Source organism: Cyanobacterium sp. uoEpiScrs1, from assembly GCF_947331815.1.
Taxonomy (GTDB): Bacteria; Cyanobacteriota; Cyanobacteriia; order Cyanobacteriales; family Microcystaceae; genus Rippkaea.
Window position 1 is genome coordinate 874,466 of record NZ_OX373462.1, and the last position, 24,278, is coordinate 898,743.

The window sequence follows — 24,278 nt, forward strand, 5'->3', positions numbered from 1 at the left end:
ACTCATAGTATTTTATAAAAGTTATTATCAGTTTTTTTAGAATTAATACTAAAAATTCATAGAAACAAACATGATTACAATAAGAATATTTTATTTATTTTATAAAGTGATTATATAATATCTTATTTATATAAAAGGTTTTTATAACAATACCTAGTCTGTAATATTACATCTAAGTCTTGATGTAATCGTCTTGATAGAGTAACTTTGTCTATAAATATTAAGAATATACTGTTTTTAGCTAATTCAACTTAATTCCAATAACGGGTTTAAGATATTAAAGTTTAATATCCTCATGTTGTTAAGACTAAGAATTTGCCTTTAGCTAAATGACACAATAAAAGACTACTAGTATCTTATTGAGATAGCCTCTCAACACTTATATCTTGAGAAAATAAAAAAAATTTATGGTTAGAATGTATAGATATTTTAACCATAAATTTTAAGATTTTTAATTTAATAAAAAAACAACTGAATAATTCTTGATTTTAAACAAAATACTTCTTTGTTACACTAATCAATTTAATCATCTGTTGTTAAGATTCTTAAATACTTTTTTCCAAATAAAATATACTGTAATTAATTAATACGGTTTCTTAAAAAGAGCTATACAATACAATTCTTATAATTTATTATATTTGCCCACGAACCATAATGACATCGGTAAGTAAATCGCATTGGTATCGATATTATCAACATATTTATAGAAAAGAATCACATAAGAATAGTTTCTACGAGTGAAGATGACGCAGTTGTATATCATTTATTAGCTGAAAGCCTTACATAACTGAAAATTTAGATGATTTGGTAAATGATGGTATCTAGATTATAAAAAACATTCCTGTTGTTACAATCATTAAGTTTTGAGTATATTCTCTAGCCATGGAAGATCTTATGTTAGGGACTGCTATATAAGAAATTTAAGTAGATACTTTGTTACAAAAATTCAAAAATATAGATTTTATGGTGACATAAATAATATATTTGGACGTTTATTGTTAATAACGTGAACTTTTCATATTTTCTTGAAGTCTTAGTATTAAGTGTTGACAGTTAGTTCTGCCACTATTAGTTGACAGTATGTCTCCATAGTTTTAATTCATGGATTTACTTGTAGTGTGCACTAAAAATTCTGTCACCTTGATTTTGTTAAACTCATTTTTTAGTGGTGTACTAAAATGATGAAGTTTAGAAAACATACTGAGATAGTCAGTTATTTTTTTCAAATGCTCTGTAAGCAAAAAAGAATTAGGATAATAACTGCTCTAAAACCCATTAGTGCTGTATTGTCCATAAATAATTTCTGCGGCAGAGTAATTTTCTATTAGATTCTCATTAAAATCCACTTATTGGTTCATGCTATGAGGTGAGGTTATCTGCCAGGATTTTAGAGAACATAGAAATTAATCTATTCGTCACCCAAGTTTATCGATTAAAACCGATAACATTCATTCTAAAACCGATTATGAAGAGTTTAAAAGCGCATATTCAGCTACAAGCAGTAATCTACCAAATTCCAGCAGAGACAGCCAGCGAATATCTAGAGCTTAATATTGCCAGAAATACTGGACTCATTTCTTCTGAAGAGTACACAGAGACAATATGGATGGTAGCTGCTGCTGTTGCAGAGACTGAACAACTATGGATAAATCACCAACTATTCTCTCAGCTAGTAACGACTTTAGTCAACGAATATTACCTTAGTTTTATTGTTTCAGATTGACTAATTACTCCCCACGATTACCACTCTATTTAAGTGTTTTTACTTAACTTAAAAGTTTTGTTGAAGTAAAATATCAAGAGAGTATTTCATAGTTTTCGTTTTGTTATGGTCCGCAAAAAGAGATATACTGTACACTTGCTGAGAATAACTTAGTAATAAGAAGTTCAACATCTCTTTCCTAACTATTTATAAAACCAAAGTTTTATAAAACTATAATAGCTCTTCTATTGTTCGGAGTAGAAGAACAGTATATACTATGATTACTGATAATTATAGCCAAGTAGATTTGGAGTTAAAGGATTAGGTGTTGGGATTAGTTCTGGTTTGCAAGGATTGATAGTAGGTATGACAAGGATTCCGACTCTATAGGAGGAAAGCAAACTTAGAATAAGATGTTTAACCAATTCTAAAGATAACTTAAGATATGCTCGAAATATACCTATAAAGACCACTATAGAAATATATATTGGTTAGTGCTTGCAAAATGAAAAATGTTAGTTTCTCTTCTTCTAAAAAATAGTCTTATTGATTATGAAAAAAACTTCTTAAATGTTAAACAATAGATATTAACTACAAGACATCTATTATTTGTGAGCAAAATATATTCTTATAATTGTTTTTAAAAAAATAAATTTTCTAGTAAATTAGAAAGTATAAAGAGTTAACAATTATAGTCAATTTCTGTTCCTATTTATTTACTACGTAAAAAAAATTATCTTAGAATTTACTCGATTTAGATTGAAATAAGTCATGAAGACTGAAAGCAGTCTATTGCATTGATTAGTCAAAAGATTATAGAATATTTTTGTATTTTAAATACTATAAATAAAATGGGTGAATTTAATAAAGATTTAATTCATAATTAAAACTGGATAAGATTTTAAGTAAAAATTGAGTACTGATTTAGTGATCTTTATACTAGGATGAAAAGAAAACTTTGATATCAATAACTTCATAGGAACTCTCCCCTAAACAATTAGTCTCACTTATCTATTTCTTGTAAAGGATGCACAAATAATGCACCAAATCTATCGTTATTTAGTTACATTGCCTGTCAGTTTTATTTTATGGCAAATTAACATTTTTTCAACTCTAGCTAACTCTCCCAGTACTCCAAATAAAATTGTTGAATGTGAAATTCTAATTGTTGGAGGAGGACTTGCGGGAACAGCCGCAGCTTATGAAGGTTTACTCGCTGGGAAGAATATATGTCTTACCGAAATAACTGATTGGGTAGGAGGACAAATTTCGTCCCAAGGAACTTCAGCTTTAGATGAACGACCAACCCAACGATCACAATTAATATACCCTCGTGGTTATCTAGAATTAAGAAAACGTATTAAAAAGCATTATGGTAAACTCAATCCCGGGAACTGTTGGGTAAGTGAATCCTGCTTTTTGCCGAGGGACGGCGATCTAATTCTAATGAAGATGTTAAAAGATGCAGCTAAGAAACACAACGGAACTCTAAGATGGTTTCCTTCAACAGTTATTAAGGAAATAAATATTGGAAAAAAAAACAGGGAAGTAACTGGAGAACAAATCTTAAGTGTAATCGCTATTCAACATCAATCGGCTGATGGTCAACCCCCTCTTAATACTGATCCTCTTTCACAAACTATTGAAGACGCTTACACTTACAAAAATTCTTCCCGCTTTGATAAAACTATTATCCATTTTATTCCCGATAAAAAGAATCAACTAGGTCCCACAGACTGGTATGTTATAGAAGGCACAGAAACAGGGGAAATTATCGGTTTAACGGGCGTTCCCCACCGTTTAGGAATTGATCCTCGTTCCTCTTTTGAACCCTCTTCATCAAGTATTATAGGTGATCCTTACTGTACTCAGGGATTTACTTTCACTTTTGCTATAGAAACTACAAAGGAACCTCAAACGCATGAAATGCCAATTTTTTATTCCCAATATGCCCCTTACTATAGTTATGAGTTAGAACGATTAGCTAACTTTGATTTAGTTTATACTTATCGACGAATTTGGAATCAGGAAAAAGGGAAACCTAAAAAATTTGGGGGAATTAATTTCACTGTTCCCACTGCTGGGGATATCTCAATGCAAAATTGGACTTGGGGGAATGATTATCGTCCAGGGAACTCTCAGGATAATCTAATCTACACTCGTCGGCAATTACAAGAGACTGGACAGTTGAAACCAGGGGGATGGATGGGAGGACTGAGGACTGAGTCTCTCCGTAAAGGTGAAGAAAACGCCTTAGGATATTTTTATTGGTTAATGAGAGGAATGACAGATTCTCAATTAGGAGAAGGAGTAAAAAAAATTAATGTTAATCATCGTTTTTTATTAGGTTTAAACTCTCCTATGGGAACTAAACATGGATTATCTAAATATCCTTATATTCGCGAAGCAAGGCGAATTATTGGACGAAAATCTTCTGCATACAAAAATGGATTTCTCATAACAGAAATTGATATTTCTCGTCGTAATTATCAAGATGAATTTTATAAAAAACATCTTACCTCTGATATCTATCGTCGTCTTCATGCAACTATTCGACGATGGGAAGGTTTCGATATTTTAAATAAAAGAATTACTCCTGGTGACGTAACAAGACGAAAGCGGTCTACTCTTTACCCTGACTCAGTAGGAATCGGTCATTATGCTATTGATTTTCACCCCTGTATGACTGAATTTCCTGTCGAAAAACCAGATAATATTGAACGAAAAGGAGAAAGACAAGGAGCGGGGCAAGCTTATCCATTTCAAGTTCCTTTAAGGGCAATGATTCCCCAAAAAATTGATAATTTATTGATAACTGGAAAAAGTATTGCCGTGAGTCATATTGCGGCTGCAGCCTACAGGGTACATTCCTTTGAATGGTCATCAGGGGCAGCAGCTGGAACTGTCGCTGCTTTTGCTTTGAATCAACAAACTTTACCGTATCAAATGGTTAAAGAACCGATTTTTCGATCAAAAATGTTAAAGAAACTACAAAAAAAATTAAACAAAAATGGTAACTTTACCAACTTTCCAGATACTTCTATTTTTAATAACGATTGGGACCATTGGAAGTAAAATTAATTTAAACTCTAGGATAGAATTGGTTAGAGGAACTTATTTAAGTATTTTATAGGTAAGATAATCCTAAAGAATTTTGCTATGTAGTCAGTCAACAATGTGATGTAAGTCCTGATAGCTTGACTCATATTTCTGTTTGTACTAAAAGTCGATAGTTTCTTTCTATCTAAAAATAGAAATGAATAGCTAAATAATGATTAGTTACTATTGACGAGGTTGAAATTTGCTGTTCATTTCTTGAAATTTTAAATTTATACTAAACTACCGCCAAAAACAGTTAATCTAGATCCAAAGAAAGGATGATTAGGAGTACGGTGGTGGCCTTTAAGATTGGTTTACTAGGTTTAGGAACAGTAGGAGCAGGAACTGCCCAGATATTGCTTGATACTTCGGGGCGAAATCCTCTGTTAAAAGAAATTATTATTGGTCGGGTAGGAGTACGAACACTAACAAAAACCCGTACACCCAAATTCCCCCCAGAAATTATCAGCACAGATTTAGAGGCTATTGTTACTGATCCTAATATTGATATTGTAGTGGAATTACTAGGAGGACTAGAACCCGCAAGATCACTCATTCTACAAGCAATTAACCGAGGAAAACACGTTGTTACCGCTAACAAAGCGGTTATCGCCCGTCACGGGTATGAAATTTACGAGGCAGCTAACCGTGCAGGTGTTTATGTTCTTCTAGAGGCATCTGTTGGTGGAGGGATTCCTATTATTAAACCGCTAAAACAGTCTTTGGGAGCAAATCGCATCACCAGTATTATCGGTATTGTCAATGGGACTACTAACTATATTCTAACCGAAATGACTACTGCTGGGGCTGATTTTAGTGATGTCTTAAATGAAGCACAAAAGTTGGGTTATGCTGAAGCAGATCCCTCTGCGGATATAGATGGGTGGGATGCAGCTGATAAGATTGCCATTTTAGCCTCTCTAGGATTCGGTGGACGGATTCAACGAGAAAGTGTCTACTGTGAAGGAATTCGTGAAGTAAGTAAAGTAGACATTGCTTACGCAGATAAATTAGGATTTGTAGTTAAACTTCTAGCAATAGCAAAGGGACTAGAGGGAACAGAGTCTGATACTCTTCAACTGCGGGTCCATCCTACTTTAGTGCCTAAATCCCATCCTTTAGCTAATGTCGACGAAGTAAACAATGCCATTCTAGTTGAAGGTGATCCTCTTGGACAAGTTATGTTTTATGGTCCAGGGGCAGGATCTGGTGCTACAGCAAGTGCAGTTGTTTCAGATATTATGAATATTGTAGCCATTCTAAAAAGTAGTAACCATACTCAAACTATTGATCCTTTATTGAGTTGTACTCATCAGCATTATTGTAAAATTACCCCTATAAAATCCATTGAGACACGTTTTTATGTTCGATTTCTCACTAGAGATGTACCGGGAGTAATCGGTCATCTCGGAACTAGTTTTGGGAACTATCAAGTGAGTTTAGAGTCCGTGGTACAGATCGGGTTTAAAGAAGGACTAGCAGAAATTGTGGTGGTCACTCATTGCGTTTGTGAAGGAAACTTTAGAACTGCCCTAGAGGAAGTCCGCACTTTAGAGGCAATTAAAAACATCCCTAGTATTTTACGAGTTTTGTAGGCCTGTGAGTAGTCAACTTCTGTTCATTTTCCTAGTTTCCTTAATCACCCTTATTATTAATTTTGCTGAAGCATCACTGTCTCAACTATGTCCTACTCCAGTGTTATCTCGCTTACAACGTCATAAGATTGTATCAGGAGAGAGCATATCTAGTATTGCTCAAGACTATAATTTAATTCCTGAAACTTTGATCAAACTTAATCCTAACCTAAAAAGAAAGTCAATTTGGGTAGGGCAAGAGATTCTAGTCCCTCCTTTTAATGGAATTCGGATAGAAGTTCCTAATGGAGCCACTTGGAATGATTTAGCTAAAGCTTATGGCATTCGTGCTGATGTACTTTTTGAAATTAATGGTTGTGCTAAGATTCCTACTGTGGTGTACATTCCTGGGGTAGATTGGCAAATAGGAGAAAAGACCGGGCAAAATGACTATATGGGACTTAAGAGATATCCTTTACCTTCTGTCACTAGGGTGGGTTTAACTTATGGATGGCACCGTAATCCAACAACAGGACAATCTTTTTTTCATGGAGGTATAGATTTATTAGCCCAGGTTGGAACTTCGGTTTTGGCTGCTGATACTGGAAGGGTAATATTTGCTGCTCAGGAAGGAACTTACGGTTTTTTAGTCGTGGTGTACCATGGCAATGGCAGACAGACCCGTTATGCTCATCTAAATCGGTTTCAGGTAAAGATAGGTCAGACAGTTAAAGAAGGAGATGTAGTAGGATATGTGGGGAAAACAGGACAACCAGATTTATTAGAACCGCATCTTCACTTTGAAGTTCGTTATAAGTTTCCAGTAGGTTGGGTTGCTCAAGATCCGGTGACTCATTTGCCGAAACTTTAAGTCATATTCGTAACAAAACGCTTCTAATTTAGTTAGAGAACAAAAAACGGGGAACAGTTTTTATCATTTTAGGCTTTCCTCATAAAAACATTTTGGCTTATATTCTATTCCCCAAACTTTTTGACCTATCCATTGGTATCTATTGGAACAAAAAGTCTTGATTTTCGTAGATATCTCCATGCTATTCCTTCAGGATCTTTATTTTGACTCCATTCAGGGAAACTAGGATCGCTTTTTCGTCTTCCAATAGTACTTGGGGTCGTATCCAAACGCTTGGCCAGATCCACTTGGATTAAAGACAATTCAGAAGAAACCTTAGCAGATTTCTCCATGCTTAACGAACTTTCTAAGATTGTCTGAGCAATTCCTTCTGGTTCAAAATCAACAACGGATTTCTCAATAGCTGTATTGTCCAATTTTCGTTCGTCTTCTTTGGGTTCAGCTAGTTGAGAAAGACCTCTTACTGCTGTATTAGAAAGCTTATCTTGCTTAATTGTAGGAGTCTTTAACATAGGATGGTGGTTAGTGCTGTTAGCTATGGGTTCAACATCCTCTGACTCTTTAATTGCAAGTTCAGGTTCACTGAAGTCAAAAATACTACCTAGAGTACTAGCGGTAATGAAGTAATAAACTATCCCTTGATCAGGGAATTCTTTGCAATAAGCTCCGTATTCCTTGGCTTTTTTGGAGAGAAATCGATGAGCGTTTTTAGCAGTAAGATTAGCTTTCAAGGACAAATCCATTGGAGTTAGACATCCCTGGTTTGCTTGTAATAACTCGTCAAAAACTGGGTTGATCTGAAAACACCATTGTTGCCATTTATAACTATTCCAAGCTCTCCAGAGAACAGTCATACCCACGACGCCTAAAATCCATAGCCAAGTTTCATACAAAAGAACGATCCCTGCCGCTAAGGGAAGAATAAGAAGAAGAAAGGCGGCCGGATTGCCATTAAATACTTTTCCAGTCATAATTTCTGGTTATTGATCGAAGTGCATGACAAAACTAATGCCATTAAGGATATCGAGTCCTGTTAACATTTTAAGATCTAAATGTTGAAAAATTTTATATTAACAGTATTGTATTCAAATGTCGTCATAATACATTTCGAACTCATCAGATAGTTGGATAATGATGTTCTCACAATATTATTGATAATAAATTATCCAATCTTGGCAAAATATGACAACATAATTTATTTTAGAAAAATATTTTTTGCATTATAAAATCGTATTATTTTGTGACTAGTACTATAGTTAAGAAAACTATCAATCAATAATTTAGTTTTCTTAACTCATTGACAATTAATTGTAGGTGGGGAAGAATATCATTTTACAAAAATTGGCATTTTTAATGTTAATTGCTATATAAAGCATAATAAAATATAGATTATTAACGGATAAATTAACATTAATTTATCCGTTAATAATCTATATTTTATTAGAAACTTAGATTCGATACTTAGTACTATTTTTACGCGTTTGTTAGTGAATAAAACGCGTAAAAAATTTTGAGATTACTCCTTTCACATCAAGATATGAGTAAAAAGAGTAACAGTGATTACGAGACACTAATTACTTAGTAGGAGTTAAGGTTTTCTCCTCAACTTTAATGGGATTAGGATTAGTCTCGGGACTATTTGCCTCGGAAGAGGGAAACACCTGCCAGAATTTACTTACATAATCTTCCCAATAATTTAAAATCATATATCCTTTTTTGCTACCGGTACGATCAACATGAGATTGAATTAACTCTTTTAATTGAAATTCTCCTGCTTCAGTACAAATCTTTTGAATTTCTACGGTTTCAAAATTCACTTTTTCAGAAAAGCTTTCTTCTTCATCCAAGAAGTAACCCAATCCTCCAGTCATGCCTGCACCTACGTTGCGACCAATACTTCCTAAGACTACAATTACGCCTCCCGTCATGTACTCACAACAATGATCTCCAGCACCTTCAATAACTGCTTTTCCGAGAGAGTTACGAACACCAAACCGTTCACCTGCACGACCATTAGCGTATAAAAAACCTCCAGTTGCTCCATAAAGACAAGTGTTGCCGATAATGACACTATTCTCTGGCTTATAGTTACTTTCCTTATGTGGAATAATCACAATTTCTCCTCCGTGCATTCCTTTACCAACATAATCGTTGGCTTCTCCTTCAAGGTGTAAAATCATGCCAGGAAGGTTAAACGCCCCAAAACTTTGACCAGATGTCCCTTTGAAGTTCAGGTTAAGCTTTCCTTTAAATCCTGTATTTCCATATTTTTTAGCAATTATTCCAGAAATACGTGCTCCAACTGTACGATCAGTATTGATGATATTAATATTTTTTGTGACGGAGCGGTGTTCATCAATCGAAGAAATAATATCCATATCAGCTAAGATGCGATCGTCTAATACCTCTCCATTGCTGTGAACTTCTTCATGGTTTAACCAACTACGCTCTTCTTTGACATCAGGGAGTTTAATCAAGCAATCTAGGTTCAACGCTTGGGTCTTGGTTAATTTTGGTGTCTTACGAGAAATTAAAAGATCGGAACGTCCAATCACTTCATCTAAGGAACGATAGCCTAATGCTGCTAGAATCGATCGTATCTCTTCGGCAATAAAGTAAAAGAAATTAGTCACATTTTCAGGAACTCCACTAAACCGTTGACGTAATTTTTCCTGTTGAGTAGCAACCCCAACCGGACAGTTATTAGTATGACAAATGCGAGCCATAATACAGCCCTCAGCAATAATAGCAATAGAACCAAAACCGTATTCTTCAGCCCCCATCAATGCAGCCATTATTACGTCCCATCCAGTTTTTAAGCCCCCATCGGCGCGTAGGATGACGCGATCACGCAATTGATTTTCTAGTAACATTCTATGAACTTCGGTAATCCCTAATTCCCAAGGACATCCCGCATGTTTGATTGAACTTAGAGGTGATGCACCTGTTCCTCCATCATGTCCTGAAACCTGAATAACATCGGCGTTAGCTTTAGCAACACCGACTGCAATAGTTCCAATGCCAATTTCTGCCACTAATTTCACTGAAACTTTAGCCATAGGATTAATTTGATGTAGGTCAAAGATCAATTGAGCCAAATCCTCAATAGAGTAAATATCATGGTGAGGAGGGGGAGAAATCAAAGTTACACCGGACCTGGACCGCCGTAACATGGCAATATAAGGACTGACTTTTTTCCCCGGTAACTGACCTCCTTCCCCAGGTTTTGCTCCCTGAGCCATCTTAATTTCCAGCTGTTTACCGTTCATTAAATATTCGGGAGTTACTCCAAACCGTCCTGACGCAATTTGTTTAATAGCAGAACTTGCTGTATCTCCATTTTTTAGTCCATTAAGGTGAGGGAATGTGGGAGAATTCCCATTAGCGTCTACATCTGTAAGAGTAATAAAGCGGATGCGATCCTCTCCTCCTTCCCCAGAATTAGACTTTCCCCCTAAACGGTTCATAGCAATCGCTAAAGTTTCATGTGCTTCTCGTGATAGAGCTCCTAAAGACATTCCCCCGATACAAAACCTTTTGACAATGGCTTCAACTGTTTCTACCTCTTCAACAGGAATAGAAGGGTGATCGCTATTAAATTCTAATAGATCTCGTAAGGCAGTAATAGGACGCTCTTCAAGATACTTACTGTACATCGCATAATGATCATATCTCTCTTTATTACCGTCATTCATTCCTTCTTTATAAACTGCTACTGCTTTATGAAGAAATTTAGCCATTTTAGGAGAGTTCATATGATATTCTCCTCCTGGACGATAGTTAATAAAGCCAAAATTTCTCAGTTTTTTATCGGTTAAACTTGGGAAAGCACGACTATGAATAGCAATGATTTCCTCAGCAAGGTCTACAGTACTTAATCCACCAACACGGCTAGTGGTTCCATCAAAGGCCATCTTAATTAATTCAGGTCCTAGTCCGATTGCTTCAAAAGTTTGTGCCCCATGATAGGAAGCCAATAAGGAAATTCCCATTTTAGAGAGAATTTTTAACAAACCTAATTCAACTGCATGACGATAGTTTGTAAATGCTTCGTCGAGAGTAATAGGTTCAATCTTTCCATTTTCCATCAACTTCTGAGTTTTGGTATCATTCCACCATTGGCGAATAGTTTCTAGGGTTAAATGGGGACAAACTGCTGACGCACCATAACCTATCAAACAAGCAAAGTGATGAGTGCTCCAACACTGTGCTGTATCTATTACCAAAGAAGTTTGCAGACGTAGACCGTGTTTAATTAAATAATGGTGAATAGTTCCTACAGCCAATAAAGGAGGGATATAACTAGTTGTTCCTGCAACACTGTCCATCTCCAAGGCACGATCACTCAAAATGATAATTTGTGAACCATCGTGAACTGCTTGAGTGGCTGCTTTACACAATCTATCTAAGCCAGTTTTTAGTCCTCCAGGTCCAGCAGTTAGATCAAACAAAGTAGATAGTTGCGTTACTTTAAATCCAGAAGATTTGATCTGCTCTAATTCCGTTTCATTGAGTAAGGGACTTTTAATTTTCAATAGTTTTGCATCTTCTGCTTTAGGATCTAATAAGTTTCCTTGTTTCCCTAATAACATTTCCAAAGACATCACCAAACTTTCCCTTAACGGATCAATGGAGGGGTTAGTCACTTGGGCAAACCGTTGTTTAAAGTAATCGTAGAGTAAATGGGGTTTATTCGAAAGAACAGCTAAGGGGATGTCGTCTCCCATACAGAAGATAGGTTCTTTCCCCTGAGTTGCCATAGGAACCACTATCATTTCGACATCTTCAGCCGTGTATCCAAAAGCGGTCTGTTGTTGCAAAAGTTGGCCAGGTCGATCAAGAAGAATTTTTTCTGCAAAAGGTTGTGGTGCAAGTTCTCGACGAAACGTATGCAACCATTCTTGGTAAGGATGTTGTAGAGCAATACGTTGCTTAATATCCCAATTTTTGAAAATTGTCTTGGATTCTAAGTCAACTGCAATAGTTTGTCCAGGACCTAATCTTCCTTTTTCTACAATATCTTCTTCCGGTAAATCGACAACTCCTGCTTCAGAGCCAACTACCAAATAATCATTTTTAGTGATGCAATAACGAGCGGGCCGTAAACCATTACGATCTAAACAGGCACCCACCGTTTTACCATCACTGAATGTGAGTAAAGCGGGACCATCCCAAGGTTCTTGAAATCCACTGTAATATTGATAAAAGCTAGTTATTTCAGGATAATCTTTTAAATCAGGTTGATTTTGGTAAGCTTCAGGCACTAGGATCATAGCTGCTTCGAGAGGACTACGTCCAGTCCTAACTAACAATTCTAAAACACTATCAAGGTTATAAGAGTCACTATTATCATTGTTAACAATGGGCGTTAATGCTTCTAAATCTTCGGCAGTCCATCCAGGAATTTTTAAATGTACTTCTCTAGCTGCCATGGAATTAATATTCCCAATGAGAGTATTAATTTCTCCATTGTGACCCAACAAACGCATGGGTTGCGCTAAAGACCACTTTGGCATGGTATTAGTACTAAAACGACGATGGTATAAAGCAAATCGGCTACTATAATTAGGGTTTTTTAAGTCTTGATAGAACTCTCCCAAGATCACACTACGTACCATTCCCTTATAGACAATAGTACGACAACTAAAAGAACAAATATAAAAATCATCTGCCAGTCGCTTGCCTATCCTTGACCGCACCACATATAACATTCGGTCTAATTCATCTCCTGATAACCCAGCAGGAGAAGTTACCATCACTTGTTCAATATGGGGTTGATTTTGTTTAGCCTGAACCCCTAAAACTTCAGATTTAACAGGAACTTCACGCCATCCCAATACCCTTAAATTAGCTGCAGATATTACTGCCTCAACATAAGCACGATCTGCTTCTCTTTTGATATTATTCTGGGGTAGAAAGACCATACCAACTCCTAAATGTTCAATAGGTGGCATTGTTAGACCTTTTCTTGAAAACCAGGGCATTAATACTTCACGAGGAATTGCTGTCATGATCCCAGAACCGTCTCCTGAATCATTATCTGCGCTACAGCCACCCCGATGTTCTATACAGCCTAACGCAACAATTGCCTGTTGAATAAGTTTATGGCTTCCTTTTCCTTTTACGTCGGCAATAAAACCAACCCCACAGGCATCTCTTTCTTCCACCAGCCATTTTTGACCAAGATAGGAAGGTAATGGTTGACTGGTTGATTGGTGATGGTGATTAGTCTGTTTTTTCATAGGGTTACGCTTATCCATACAAATTAAAGGTACGATATTATGGTTTCTAATACTGCAAAATAGGTCGCTAAAGCCGGTTCTGCGAAAAGCTCACAAGACCATCATATTTAGGATATGATCAACAACAATTAATGATAGCGGAACAAAATAGATAATCTTTCCACACTTCTAGTTGTAGAGGCATTCAAAGATCCTCGACCTCTATACTATCGAACCTTAGTCATGACAATGCAGTCTGTTAATGATAATTTAGTTTATCCAAATTCTAAACTGACTTAAATTTCTGGTAGTTTTTCAAAAGAAAAGTTAAACCGCAACGATGAAGCTAATTTTTTAGGAGATGCAACATTTGTTTCTGTCGGTGCGTCCTTGTGGAGGAGGATAGAGTACATCAATCAACAAAAACACCTAAATGACTAGTAAAAATTCAAAATAAGCCCCGAAATCTCTTACTCCAACTTTTTCCTAATTGAATTAGATCTTTGAGGAAAATAAAATACATTGATCATTTTCTAAGACATGAATATTAGAACATTTATGAGACTTACACTTTTGGGCAAAACAGCTGCCATCATCGCCTTTTGCTTAACTGTTATTACGCCTTGTCCTCCCAGTAACGCTTCAAACTTCGAGGAAAAAGAAGTTCATCAGAGCAATCTTATAGCTATTGCCAGACCTTATGGTGACAATAAATACGATTTGCTAATCATAAGCCAAATTCCTGGTCAGCAAAAGTGTTGGAGTGAAAGTGGAGCCAATCCGATCTTAGTTAATCCATTGCTTCTTAACTTTAATTTTATAGGAAGTTGCGAACGTAGTACAGACAGCAATGGCTATTCTATTCGCATTGATGGTCAAGACTATGGTCTGGATTATCTCCTGCGTATTGTAGAGCATAATGGAGAACTGATACTTATTGGAACCCATCGAAATGATCCTAGTCAACCTGCAATCATCGTCGGAAGAACTAATGGCATAGCCGATGGTTTCATTCGACTTGATCTGGAGCCTGGCTGGAGATTCACAAAACGGACCTATAATGGTAGGGAGTTAAATCATGTGTATCTTACAGGGGACAGTTTAGCTATACAAAAGCAATCCTTTCTGACAGCCACAAATTCTTCTATATCTATACAGAATACTCAAAATAGTGAGCCTATGCGGGAGATGATTTTTACAGCAGGCAGTCGACCTGATAGTCAATCTTCGGCGCTTATTTTTCAACAGTCCTCATCTAAAACCTTACCTCCCCCCCCTCAACCTCGTTCATTATCTACTACTAAATCTTTACCCAAGTTTTCCGACTTACCTCCTCTTGCGCCTCCTCCTCAAAATAATGGCAATTCTATTGTTCCTCCTCCCCAACCTCAACTCCAATCACCAATAAGCACTAACTCAAAACGTAATTTGTCTAATGCTACACCGGTCGTCTTACATGCTTCTCCCAGAGGATATCGCGTGATTGTTGCAACTAATACTAATCATCAAAAAGTTAAAGTGCAATCACTCTATCCCGAAGCGTTTCCTACTTCTCATAAGGGAAAGTCTGTTTGGCAAGTAGGATTATTTAGTGACCGCGATAATGCAGAGAAAGTCCATCGTACTCTAGAAAATGCTGGGCTAAAACCAACTATTATTCCCTAAGCGGGAAAATATAGTGATTAGTAAGAGAGAAACTCTGATTCAATTCTTTTATATAAACTTTATTTTTACTTAATAACTGAACCTAATCGATATCAATATAATAAAGGATGTGAGTTAAAACATGAAGGGGATTAGACCATGTACACTCCGCCCCTTGCCCGTTTGATTGAGCAATTGGGACATTTACCAGGAGTTGGACCAAAAACTGCTCAAAGACTCGCTCTGCATATTCTAAAATGCCCAGAGGCGGAAATTCAAGTTTTGGCTGATGCTTTAATTGAAGCCAAAAAGAAGGTCGGACTATGCCAGGTTTGTTTTCACTTTTCTGCCGATCCTGTCTGCGAAATTTGCCGCAATCCTCATAGAGATTCCCAAGTTATCTGTGTAACAGCAGATTCTCGTGATGTTATTGCCTTGGAAAAAACTAGAGAATATAAGGGAAAATATCATGTTCTGGGAGGAATTATGTCTCCAATGGATGGAGTCGGACCTGAACAATTATATATCCAACCTCTTGTTAGACGAGTCAGCCAAGATCAGGTAAAGGAAGTGATTATAGCTCTTAGTCCTACCGTAGAAGGAGAAACAACTACTCTTTACATTGGTCAACTACTCAAGCCATTTACAAAAGTTACGCGCATCGCCTTTGGATTACCGATAGGAGGAGACTTAGAATATGCCAATGAAGTAACTTTGACACGAGCATTAGAAGGGCGACAGGAACTATAATGATCAACCATCATTTCATCTTCAACAATAACTAGCGCATGGATGTAGTGGCAAGAAGAATATCATGAGTCGCTTATGTAATTAGGATGGGGCGATTGTTTTGAGTTTTATAATTAATTGATAAGTCAATTGATCTATATTAAAGATATTAAAATTAAAAATCTAATTATGGTGAAGGATATAAAGTTTATAATCAAATATGATTAACTATTTGTCTAAGATCGTAAATATTCTTTCAATAAAACCTTTGCCAAATTGTTGACTGTAGCAGTCAAAATGGAAAACTTAGATTGGCTGTGATCAGTGAAAGTAATGGGGAGTAAGTAACTTAAATATTGACACTGGATAAGAATTAGAAATTAAAGGATTAAATTTGAACAAAAACTCAGAAATATCTTGAAGATGTCTGTTTGCTTTGTTTTCAATAGTATAATTACTGTTGATTCATATCTATCTAACTAGACTATCGCTGGGATATACTAGAACTTAACATAACACTTATTAATCAAACTAATACTAATTCTCTTGAGGGGTTAGATTGCTTTCCCTGGTTTTTATCTTTTACTGTTTTACTTATCTTCTTTATCTGCGCTCTGTTCTTTTTTAAATTTAGTTAGTAATTTAGTTGCTTTTTGTCGAATTTTATAATGTTTTTCTATACCTTCATATGCGTAACGGTTAAAGTTATTTTGCACAATTATCTCTTCGAGATATTTAATCCGATCATTAGTATCTGGATGAGAAGACAACCAAGCAGGGGGATTATTTTTCTGTTTCTCATCCATGGACTCCATTAAATTCCTCACCCCATCAGCTGCATATCCAGTAGCCGCTAGTAGTCGTGTTCCAAACATATCAGCCTGTTTCTCCATTTCTCGACTATAGCTAAGGATAATAAGATTGCCGGCTAATCCTCCTAGATAGGGAACATATTGTACTATGCTGCCAGCCAATGAACTTTGAGTCATTTGTTGAAAACTGTGGGAGAGAACAGTGTGAGCTAATTCATGAGCAATTAAACCAGCTATTTCCGCTTCTGAGCTGGTTTTAGTAATTGCTCCTACATTAATAAAGATTTTGCCACCAGGCAGAGCAAAAGCATTAATGTTTTCATCCATCACAACATAAAATTCGTACTCAAACTCATCTCGTCCAGCGACGGAAGCCAGTTTTTTTCCAACTATATTAATATATTGATTAATATCATAATCTTCTACAAAAGTTAACTGTTTTTTAAGTCCCTGGACATAATTCGCTCCTATAATTGCTTCTCCTTGTATTAATAAATAAGTAGTTTCTAAGGTAGAAAGAGGAGCAAATACATTCCCCATCAAGGCCACTCCAATACCGTCCATAATTGCATTACCAATCACATTCCAAGTCATTTGTTTTCGTAATTTATTCTGATAGCGGAGCAGGTTTTGGATTGCCATTTTCTTAAACTCAGAAGCGCGAAAGTGATCTCGATTAAATAGAACAAATTGACGGGCAGTTAATGAGGCAGCTAACCAATTTTTAGCTTTTTCATCAGATCCGATTTTGGCTGCTACTAGTGAGGCTTCATTCGGGTAAAGATTTATCGCATTATATAAAACTTTCAAGGCTTCTTTTGACTTTTTGTTTGTTTCGAGAACTCTGGCATAATGGAGATGACCAGGAATAAATTCGGGATATTTTTCTGTTAGGAGTTTTAACGCACTTAATTTCTTACTTTTATAGATAGGATTGTCTCCTAAACTTTCTTGGTACAATCTCCAGTAAACACCACCACCAGGCAATAAATGTTTGGATTCATAAACAGGTTCAGGGATAATTTCTCGGTTAAGTTCTTTTTCAGCTTTAAATGGATTTTTAATTTCTCGATATAATCGTTCGGCGAGCAATGTATCTCCACAACGATAGAGATGATCAGCTTTAGATATAATTTGGTAACGAGTAATTGTCTTAGGGGAAGTAATATTTTCGTGAGCTCTTTCTATTTTTTTAGTTATTTTTTTTTCTAGTTCAGGGTCAACCTCAAAGTGTATTTTATTGATAGCAGTTACTTTATTCAATGAAATATCTTGTTTGCTAACAGCTTCTTTTTCTATTTGTGTTTTAATAAAAAAGGTAAATTCAGGCAAAGCCTCTTCACAATTTGTCATAGCTTCTTTTTTAAGAGAATAACCTGAAGTAGCAGCTTCCATATTAAAATTAGTAGATATAGTTTCTTTCTCTAGAAACTGTTTAAGTTTAGTTTTTTTTTTAAATTGTCGTTTTTGAAATTAAAATTTTGTACAGGCTGAAGTCCTAGTAAGTAATCATTTCGAAAAAAAGTCCAAGAGGGCTCCAAGTTCAATTCTACTAATTTAAACTTGTCTCGGATAAAAGAAACATTCTGGGATACTACTGTCGGGATCTGTATAGTTACACTTACTATCGTTAATAATAAACACCGGGATACACTCATAATAATACTTTTTTTCATTAGACTGCTATATATTAATTACAATAATTTTAAATCTTTTTTAAAGAAAACTATAAATAAAAGTTAAATTAGACGTATATAATTTATAGAAAATAATTTGCTAAGAGAATAAATCATTAAATATGACAATTTAATCTAGAGTCAAAGCCGGAAAATTAAATCGTTACATTTAATAGTTTATTAAAAAAGCAAATAAAATTATATCCAAACTCTAAATCTCTATAAATCAGTCAGTAATAAATATCATGTCGTTTTATATGGTGTAGTATTGGCATTGTGTTTTGAACGAATACTCTCAATAGGAACATGTCTATGTCTTTTCTAACTGATAAACCAATTATTTTAGAGTACTGATTTTTATGAATATAAATACAAAGGTACAATTTTAAAAAATTTAGTAATTTAACACATTCCAACTTAAGTAGTTAGTTTATGGCAATACGTGTTATATAAACTCAACCTAATAATAAATAACTTATCTATATAATTAGATATAGTTTCAATCTATAGTCACATCAAGATAATTTCACTATTCAAATACTACCTGCCTAACACATTTGTCACTTTCCTACCTTTCTATTGATTTCTTTCTAACTTACATTTAGGGGAAAACATCGTCTAAATTAATGATTTATCTTAGAATCTTCGCTCTTTAATCTAGTTAGTTTGATCAGAACTATTTAATTTTTTTAGATTTAAGAAATAGATAAATATTCTATAAGGTTCTAATATCGATGGGGATAAATGAGAGCTTATCCCCATCAATATTATTGAGCTACAAATTGTTTATCTTGTTCTTTAGCCAAAAATTTTTCCAGTTCCGTCAACGCATCAGCATCAACTTTTGTCTGCATAGGACAGAATTTAGGTCCACACATCGAGCAAAATTCTGCTGTTTTGTAGACATCCGCGGGTAATGTTTTGTCGTGGTACTCCCTCGCACGATCAGGATCTAAAGATAATTCAAATTGACGATTCCAGTCAAAATTATAACGAGCTTTTGACAGTTCATCATCACGATCTCTTGCTCCTGAACGGTGACGAGCAATGTCGGCTGCGTGAGCAGCAATCTTGTAAGCAATTAACCCGTTACGGACATCCTCTGCATCAGGTAATCCTAAATGCTCTTTAGGTGTAACATAACATAACATTGCTGTGCCATACCAACCAGCCATAGCAGCTCCAATTGCCGAAGTAATATGATCATAGCCTGGAGCAATATCAGTTACTAATGGTCCTAAAACATAGAAAGGCGCTTCGCTACACTCTTCTACTTGTTTTCTAACATTTAACTCAATTTGGTCCATGGGAACATGTCCCGGACCTTCTATCATTACTTGGACATCGTGTTCCCAAGCACGATGAGTTAGTTGCCCCAAAGTCTTCAATTCAGCAAATTGTGCTTCATCAGAAGCATCATGAGTACAGCCAGGACGTAAAGAGTCTCCTAGACTGAAAGAAACATCGTATTTTTTAAAGATCTCGATAATTTGATTAAAATGAGTATAAAGGGGGTTTTGCGCATGATGATGTAGCATCCACTTAGCAATAATACCGCCACCACGGGAGACGATTCCTGTTAAACGATTTTTGACTAGAGGAAGATATTCAATCAATAATCCTGCATGAATCGTCATATAATCTACACCCTGTCGAGCATGCTTTTCAATAACATGTAGAAAATCATCGGGGGTAAGATTTTCAATCTTACCATGAGCGCTCTCCACTGCCTGATAAATGGGAACAGTTCCAATAGGAACAGTAGATGCTTTGATAATAGCTTGACGAATGGTGTCTAAATCTCCCCCCCCCGTAGACAAGTCCATCACAGTATCTGCTCCGTATTTCACTGCCAGATTGAGTTTAGCTACCTCTTCATCCACATTAGACGAGTTTGGAGATGCACCAAGATTGGCATTGACTTTGCATTTAGAAGCAATGCCAATACACATCGGTTCGAGATTTGAGTGATTAATATTGGCGGGAATAATCATCCGTCCCCGTGCTACTTCTTCTCGAATTAACTTAGGAGGAAGGTTTTCTCTCTTAGCCACATAGTTCATTTCTTCAGTAATTATACCTTGACGGGCATAATGCATTTGGGACACGTTGTCATGGTTATAACGCTTAGCAACCCATTGTGATCTCATACTTATTTATACCTCAAGAAACAGCTTACCTACGCCGATATCACCCAGTATCAGATTCTAAGGGTCTTTCTCGGTCTAGTTAAATCAGACACCCCTAGTTATGACATTCCACTCAACTAAAGCCAAGTGGATCTTTAGACTGAACTTTGCCTACACTAACACTACCAGCTTTGGTTTTGCAGTTTCATATCCAGCCTAACTACACTTTCTTAAAATGAGCACCCTGATGGACTACTCCCCAAGTGTAAACTTGAATATATCCTATCCTATTTAATTTCTAATTTGATTTTAACTGTTTAGTCTTTTACTTTTATTTTTGCAACAAATGATGACTAAAAATATAAAGGTTGCGAATCCTGGTACTAAGAGATTAAGTAACTTTTATCAGGAACTTCAAGGTTATTTATTTAAAAGTGTTTCATCGCATTTTTCACTAACTGACCGATTTTTAGAGGCTTGACTATAATTTGTCTATACATTACTGATCAGGAAAAAACTATATACTAAAAAAAGAGAAAAGCAATTGAATACTACGGTAATATTTGTCCAAAAAATACTCATATATACCGAGTTGTTACCAATAATTAGTTTGGTTTGATTTTTAAGTAGGATATTAACAATAAATCTAAAGAAAAGTCCATTTAGAGAATGTAGCTGCTTGTCCATGAAATTGATTGTTAGTATCAACAATATTCCAAACAATTACATTTTCGATCAAAAATTTCTTTCCTGTACTAGAACAACGAATTCCTCTATAGTTATCGATAAAACCTCTATTTCTTACTGTTTTTAACATCTTGTCTCTTTCTTCGATTTGAGTAAAGTCTACAGGACTTTTAGAGGTAGTTTGGGTGAATTCTTCCCAATTCATTTGCCAGAGTGTTAAAGCTATCTGGTTACCGTAATTAAAAATAGGATTCATTTCTAGTCCATGAGAAACTACAACAAATGGGAGAAACCAAAGTATTTTAGCTTCTTCAATATTATTAGTTCTCTCAATCAGTTCTTTTCCTAAAAATTTACTATAACTATTTAATAATAGTTGACTCCAAGTTATTACTTCTGACTTTTTCCAGATCTCTATACTCATTATTTTATCTAACTAAAAATTACAAAAGTCAAAGCTAAATATATCTGTATATATATTTAGCTGATTAATATAGAAGTACTCTAAAAGTAGCCCAAAATTATGCTTACTTCTAACCTTTGTAACATTAATTTACTAAAAATAAATACTAATTGAAAAATTAATAACTACATTATTGCTTATCGAGTAACAATGTTAAAGGTATGCTTATAAAAAACGAAATTAGTGGAAAAAAATTGATTTTTCTCTTTATTCAGACAAAATCATCTTGAGTTGAATATCTTTTCCCCTAAGTTAGTAGAGCTCACTTTAATAATAACAAGTGACAACGTTTTTAACTATCTAACTGGGGTGCTAGGATTCGAACCTAGGAATGGCGAGACCAAAACCCGCTGCCTTACCGCTTGGCGACACCCCAATGCTAACGCCCTTGTAATTATAACAGAGTCTAATGGGAATTTGTCAAGTTTGTGTTTCGAGTAACATATTCATTAGATGACAATACAGTTAATACTCTAAATTATGCCTGATATTTATCATCAAATACAAAGATAAGAAGAATATATACTTATATACAGTGCTGTATATAAGTATATATTCTTCTTTCTCACTACGTTTTAAGTATTTTAATTTACATAACTCCGCTACAGTACCATGTTTCCTAGCAGGGTGGTCAACCGATGGAAATTTTGATAGTTGAAGGATTTCCCATATCTCCTTCTAAAATAACCCCTCGTCCATTGGCTGCCAAGTGGCGCACAATTTTGTAGACTGCTTCCACTTCATCAGAAGCCCCTGCCTTTATTGCTAATGTAGCTAGATCTAGAGTTCCAGCAGAATCTTCAATCGCTCTTTGGACTTCAGTTTGTAGAGATAAAACAGAAGAAGCCATCTTTTTACCTGCTTCTACTCCAGGTTGATGATAGGCGTTAATATTTACTAACGAGCCATAAAAGCTGACAGTACGTTCATACATCGCGATTAAAGCCCCAACAGTGCGAGGATTAACCTGAGGAATTGTAATAGTCACAGAATCACGGTTATTTTCGTATAATGCCTGCCTAGTTCCCTGAATAAATCCTGATAGATAGTCTCCAGAGGTGATTCCAGGATCTAACTCAGTAGATGATCCTTGACGATCCTCTAATACTTCAATAAAGGTTGCAAAGAAATTAGGAACTCCTTCACGCAGTTGCTGAACATAAGCATGTTGATCTGTAGACCCTTTATTTCCATAGACTGCAATACCTTGATAGACTGTATTGCCATCAAGATCTTTTTCTTTGCCCAAAGACTCCATAACTAACTGCTGTAAATAGCGACTAAATAAAAGCAAACTATCTTTATAGGGAAGTATTACCATATCTTTTTCTCCCTTCCCATCACCAGAATAATACCAAGCTAAAGCTAACAAGGCTGAGGGGTTGGTTTTAAGATCTTTAACCCTGGTTGCTTTGTCCATTTCCTTAGCCCCGATCAACATTTCTTGAATATCAATCCCCTGTAATGCGGCGGGTAACAACCCTACTGCAGAAAGTTCGGAGGTCCGTCCGCCTACCCAGTCCTGCATAGGAAAACGGGCTAACCAGTTCTGGGCTATCTGATCCATTTTACTTCCTGGCATGGTGATAGCAACAGCATGAGGAGCAAAGTCCAACCCCTTAGTTTTGTAAGCTGCTTTGACTTCCAACATACCGTTACGAGTTTCGGGAGTTCCTCCAGACTTAGTGGTTATTAAAACTAGAGTACTTTTTAGACGATCACCTAAACGAGTTAGGATACGATCCATCCCTGATGGGTCGCTGTTGTCAATGAAATGAATAGCCATAGGAGGAAAATCAGGAGATAAGGCCTCGGCTACAAATTGAGGTCCTAGCGCTGAGCCACCAATTCCAATAGATAGAACGTCGGTGAATTTATCAGCGGTAGGGGGTTTAATGCTTCCACTATGAACTTTAGTTACGAAGTCTGCAATAGCTTCAAGAGGTTCGGTGATTTCTTTTCTAATATCGTCATTAGGTGCTAATTCTGGAGCGCGTAGCCAATAGTGCCCTACCATTCTACCTTCGTCCGGGTTGGCGATCGCCCCAGCTTCTAGAGCCTCCATATCCTGAAATGCTTTCTCAAATTTGGGCTTAAGTCCGTCAACGAAAGTATCATTAAAGCGCATTCGGCTAATATCTAGATATAGTCCTAATCCTTGGTGATAATATAGCCAGTTTTGATAACGTTGCCAGAGTTGTAGCTTATTCATAGGAAATATTGCACTATCAAGATGAATTTTAGAGATAATTAAGTACCTCTCCAACAATCATAGATATAGATCTTAGAAATAAAGGGTTAAGATTTTATTATTTTTTTCAAAAAGTTTAAACTTAGGATTATATAAGTAAAGGTTTTCTTTATTTTTATAATTTTAAGATATTATATTTTGATTTATAACACTAATCTTTGTCATATAATCCGATTCATAATTGACAAATTAAATTTTTTAACGTATTTTTTGCCTTGTAAATTGATTAATAATTAATATCTTATGATTTACCAATTAAAATAAATTGTGGAGTAATATAATCTTTTATATAAACTCAATAGATCATAAAAATTTAACAAAATATCTCCCAATTTATTGTCAAATAATATTTAATTTATACATTCTTTAAGGATCAACTCAGATTTTTTAGTCATTAAAAATAATTTGTTTTTAATATTA

Annotated in this window: 12 protein-coding genes, 1 tRNA gene and 1 riboswitch; of the genes, 6 read left to right on the plus strand and 7 right to left on the minus strand. The window is 35.6% G+C overall.

What is annotated here, in order from left to right:
• Positions 1-1,465 precede the first annotated feature (1,465 nt).
• From OXU93_RS03080 to OXU93_RS03095, 4 genes are all read left to right on the plus strand, one after another.
• A complete protein-coding gene (locus OXU93_RS03080) occupies positions 1,466-1,723 on the plus strand; it encodes a hypothetical protein (RefSeq protein ID WP_267384420.1) in 258 nt (85 codons plus the stop codon).
• A 1,017-nt stretch (positions 1,724-2,740) separates the two neighbouring features.
• On the plus strand, positions 2,741-4,777 hold the full coding sequence (locus OXU93_RS03085) for an FAD-dependent oxidoreductase (protein WP_416378781.1): 2,037 nt from the start codon (positions 2,741-2,743) through the stop codon (positions 4,775-4,777).
• 320 nt (positions 4,778-5,097) lie between these two features.
• Positions 5,098-6,396, plus strand: coding sequence for a homoserine dehydrogenase (locus tag OXU93_RS03090; protein WP_267384768.1), 1,299 nt, complete (start codon positions 5,098-5,100; stop codon positions 6,394-6,396).
• A 4-nt stretch (positions 6,397-6,400) separates the two neighbouring features.
• Positions 6,401-7,246 carry a peptidoglycan DD-metalloendopeptidase family protein gene (locus OXU93_RS03095; protein ID WP_267384421.1) on the plus strand — a complete coding sequence of 282 codons (846 nt, stop codon included), beginning with the start codon at positions 6,401-6,403 and terminating at the stop codon, positions 7,244-7,246.
• A gap of 125 nt (positions 7,247-7,371) precedes the next feature.
• Here the strand turns inward: OXU93_RS03095 and OXU93_RS03100 are convergent, their stop codons facing one another.
• Both OXU93_RS03100 and gltB read right to left on the minus strand, forming a co-directional pair.
• Positions 7,372-8,217, minus strand: a complete 846-nt coding sequence (locus OXU93_RS03100; RefSeq protein WP_267384422.1) for a hypothetical protein — start codon at positions 8,215-8,217, stop codon at positions 7,372-7,374.
• A gap of 603 nt (positions 8,218-8,820) precedes the next feature.
• The gene (gltB, locus tag OXU93_RS03105) at positions 8,821-13,506 is read right to left on the minus strand and encodes a glutamate synthase large subunit (protein ID WP_267384423.1); all 4,686 of its coding nucleotides are present in this window, start codon (positions 13,504-13,506) and stop codon (positions 8,821-8,823) included.
• 519 nt (positions 13,507-14,025) lie between these two features.
• Between gltB and OXU93_RS03110 the strand changes: the two genes are divergently transcribed.
• Together OXU93_RS03110 and recR are read left to right on the plus strand one after the other, a co-directional pair.
• Positions 14,026-15,132: a DUF3747 domain-containing protein gene (locus tag OXU93_RS03110; protein ID WP_267384424.1), complete on the plus strand. Its 1,107-nt coding sequence runs from the start codon at positions 14,026-14,028 to the stop codon at positions 15,130-15,132.
• Positions 15,133-15,270: 138 nt separating this feature from the next.
• Positions 15,271-15,861 carry a recombination mediator RecR gene (gene recR / locus OXU93_RS03115; protein WP_267384425.1) on the plus strand — a complete coding sequence of 197 codons (591 nt, stop codon included), beginning with the start codon at positions 15,271-15,273 and terminating at the stop codon, positions 15,859-15,861.
• A gap of 569 nt (positions 15,862-16,430) precedes the next feature.
• On the opposite strand, the gene OXU93_RS03120 is transcribed toward recR, so the two are convergent.
• The 5 genes from OXU93_RS03120 to OXU93_RS03140 all read right to left on the minus strand — a co-directional run bounded on the left by OXU93_RS03120 (position 16,431) and on the right by OXU93_RS03140 (position 23,819).
• Positions 16,431-18,047: a M48 family metallopeptidase gene (locus tag OXU93_RS03120; RefSeq protein WP_267384426.1), complete on the minus strand. Its 1,617-nt coding sequence runs from the start codon at positions 18,045-18,047 to the stop codon at positions 16,431-16,433.
• A gap of 1,048 nt (positions 18,048-19,095) precedes the next feature.
• Positions 19,096-20,478, minus strand: coding sequence for a phosphomethylpyrimidine synthase (gene thiC, locus OXU93_RS03125; protein WP_267384427.1), 1,383 nt, complete (start codon positions 20,476-20,478; stop codon positions 19,096-19,098).
• A 9-nt stretch (positions 20,479-20,487) separates the two neighbouring features.
• A riboswitch (TPP riboswitch) is annotated at positions 20,488-20,584 on the minus strand.
• Between the two features lie 519 nt (positions 20,585-21,103).
• Positions 21,104-21,568: an MEKHLA domain-containing protein gene (locus tag OXU93_RS03130; RefSeq protein WP_267384428.1), complete on the minus strand. Its 465-nt coding sequence runs from the start codon at positions 21,566-21,568 to the stop codon at positions 21,104-21,106.
• Between the two features lie 343 nt (positions 21,569-21,911).
• Positions 21,912-21,983: transfer RNA gene (locus OXU93_RS03135), tRNA-Gln, on the minus strand.
• A gap of 255 nt (positions 21,984-22,238) precedes the next feature.
• Positions 22,239-23,819 (minus strand): glucose-6-phosphate isomerase, encoded by a 1,581-nt coding sequence (locus tag OXU93_RS03140; protein WP_267384429.1) that lies wholly within the window; start codon positions 23,817-23,819, stop codon positions 22,239-22,241.
• Between the last annotated feature and the right edge of the window lie 459 nt (positions 23,820-24,278).

Coding starts and splice junctions, on each gene's coding strand:
- OXU93_RS03080 (WP_267384420.1), top strand. CDS start 1,466: ATGAAGAGTTTAAAAGCGCATATTCAGCTACAAGCAGTAATCTACCAA.
- OXU93_RS03085 (WP_416378781.1), top strand. CDS start 2,741: ATGCACCAAATCTATCGTTATTTAGTTACATTGCCTGTCAGTTTTATT.
- OXU93_RS03100 (WP_267384422.1), bottom strand. CDS start 8,217: ATGACTGGAAAAGTATTTAATGGCAATCCGGCCGCCTTTCTTCTTCTT.
- gltB (WP_267384423.1), bottom strand. CDS start 13,506: ATGGATAAGCGTAACCCTATGAAAAAACAGACTAATCACCATCACCAA.
- OXU93_RS03110 (WP_267384424.1), top strand. CDS start 14,026: ATGAGACTTACACTTTTGGGCAAAACAGCTGCCATCATCGCCTTTTGC.
- recR (WP_267384425.1), top strand. CDS start 15,271: ATGTACACTCCGCCCCTTGCCCGTTTGATTGAGCAATTGGGACATTTA.
- OXU93_RS03120 (WP_267384426.1), bottom strand. CDS start 18,047: ATGGAAGCTGCTACTTCAGGTTATTCTCTTAAAAAAGAAGCTATGACA.
- thiC (WP_267384427.1), bottom strand. CDS start 20,478: ATGAGATCACAATGGGTTGCTAAGCGTTATAACCATGACAACGTGTCC.
- OXU93_RS03130 (WP_267384428.1), bottom strand. CDS start 21,568: ATGAGTATAGAGATCTGGAAAAAGTCAGAAGTAATAACTTGGAGTCAA.
- OXU93_RS03140 (WP_267384429.1), bottom strand. CDS start 23,819: ATGAATAAGCTACAACTCTGGCAACGTTATCAAAACTGGCTATATTAT.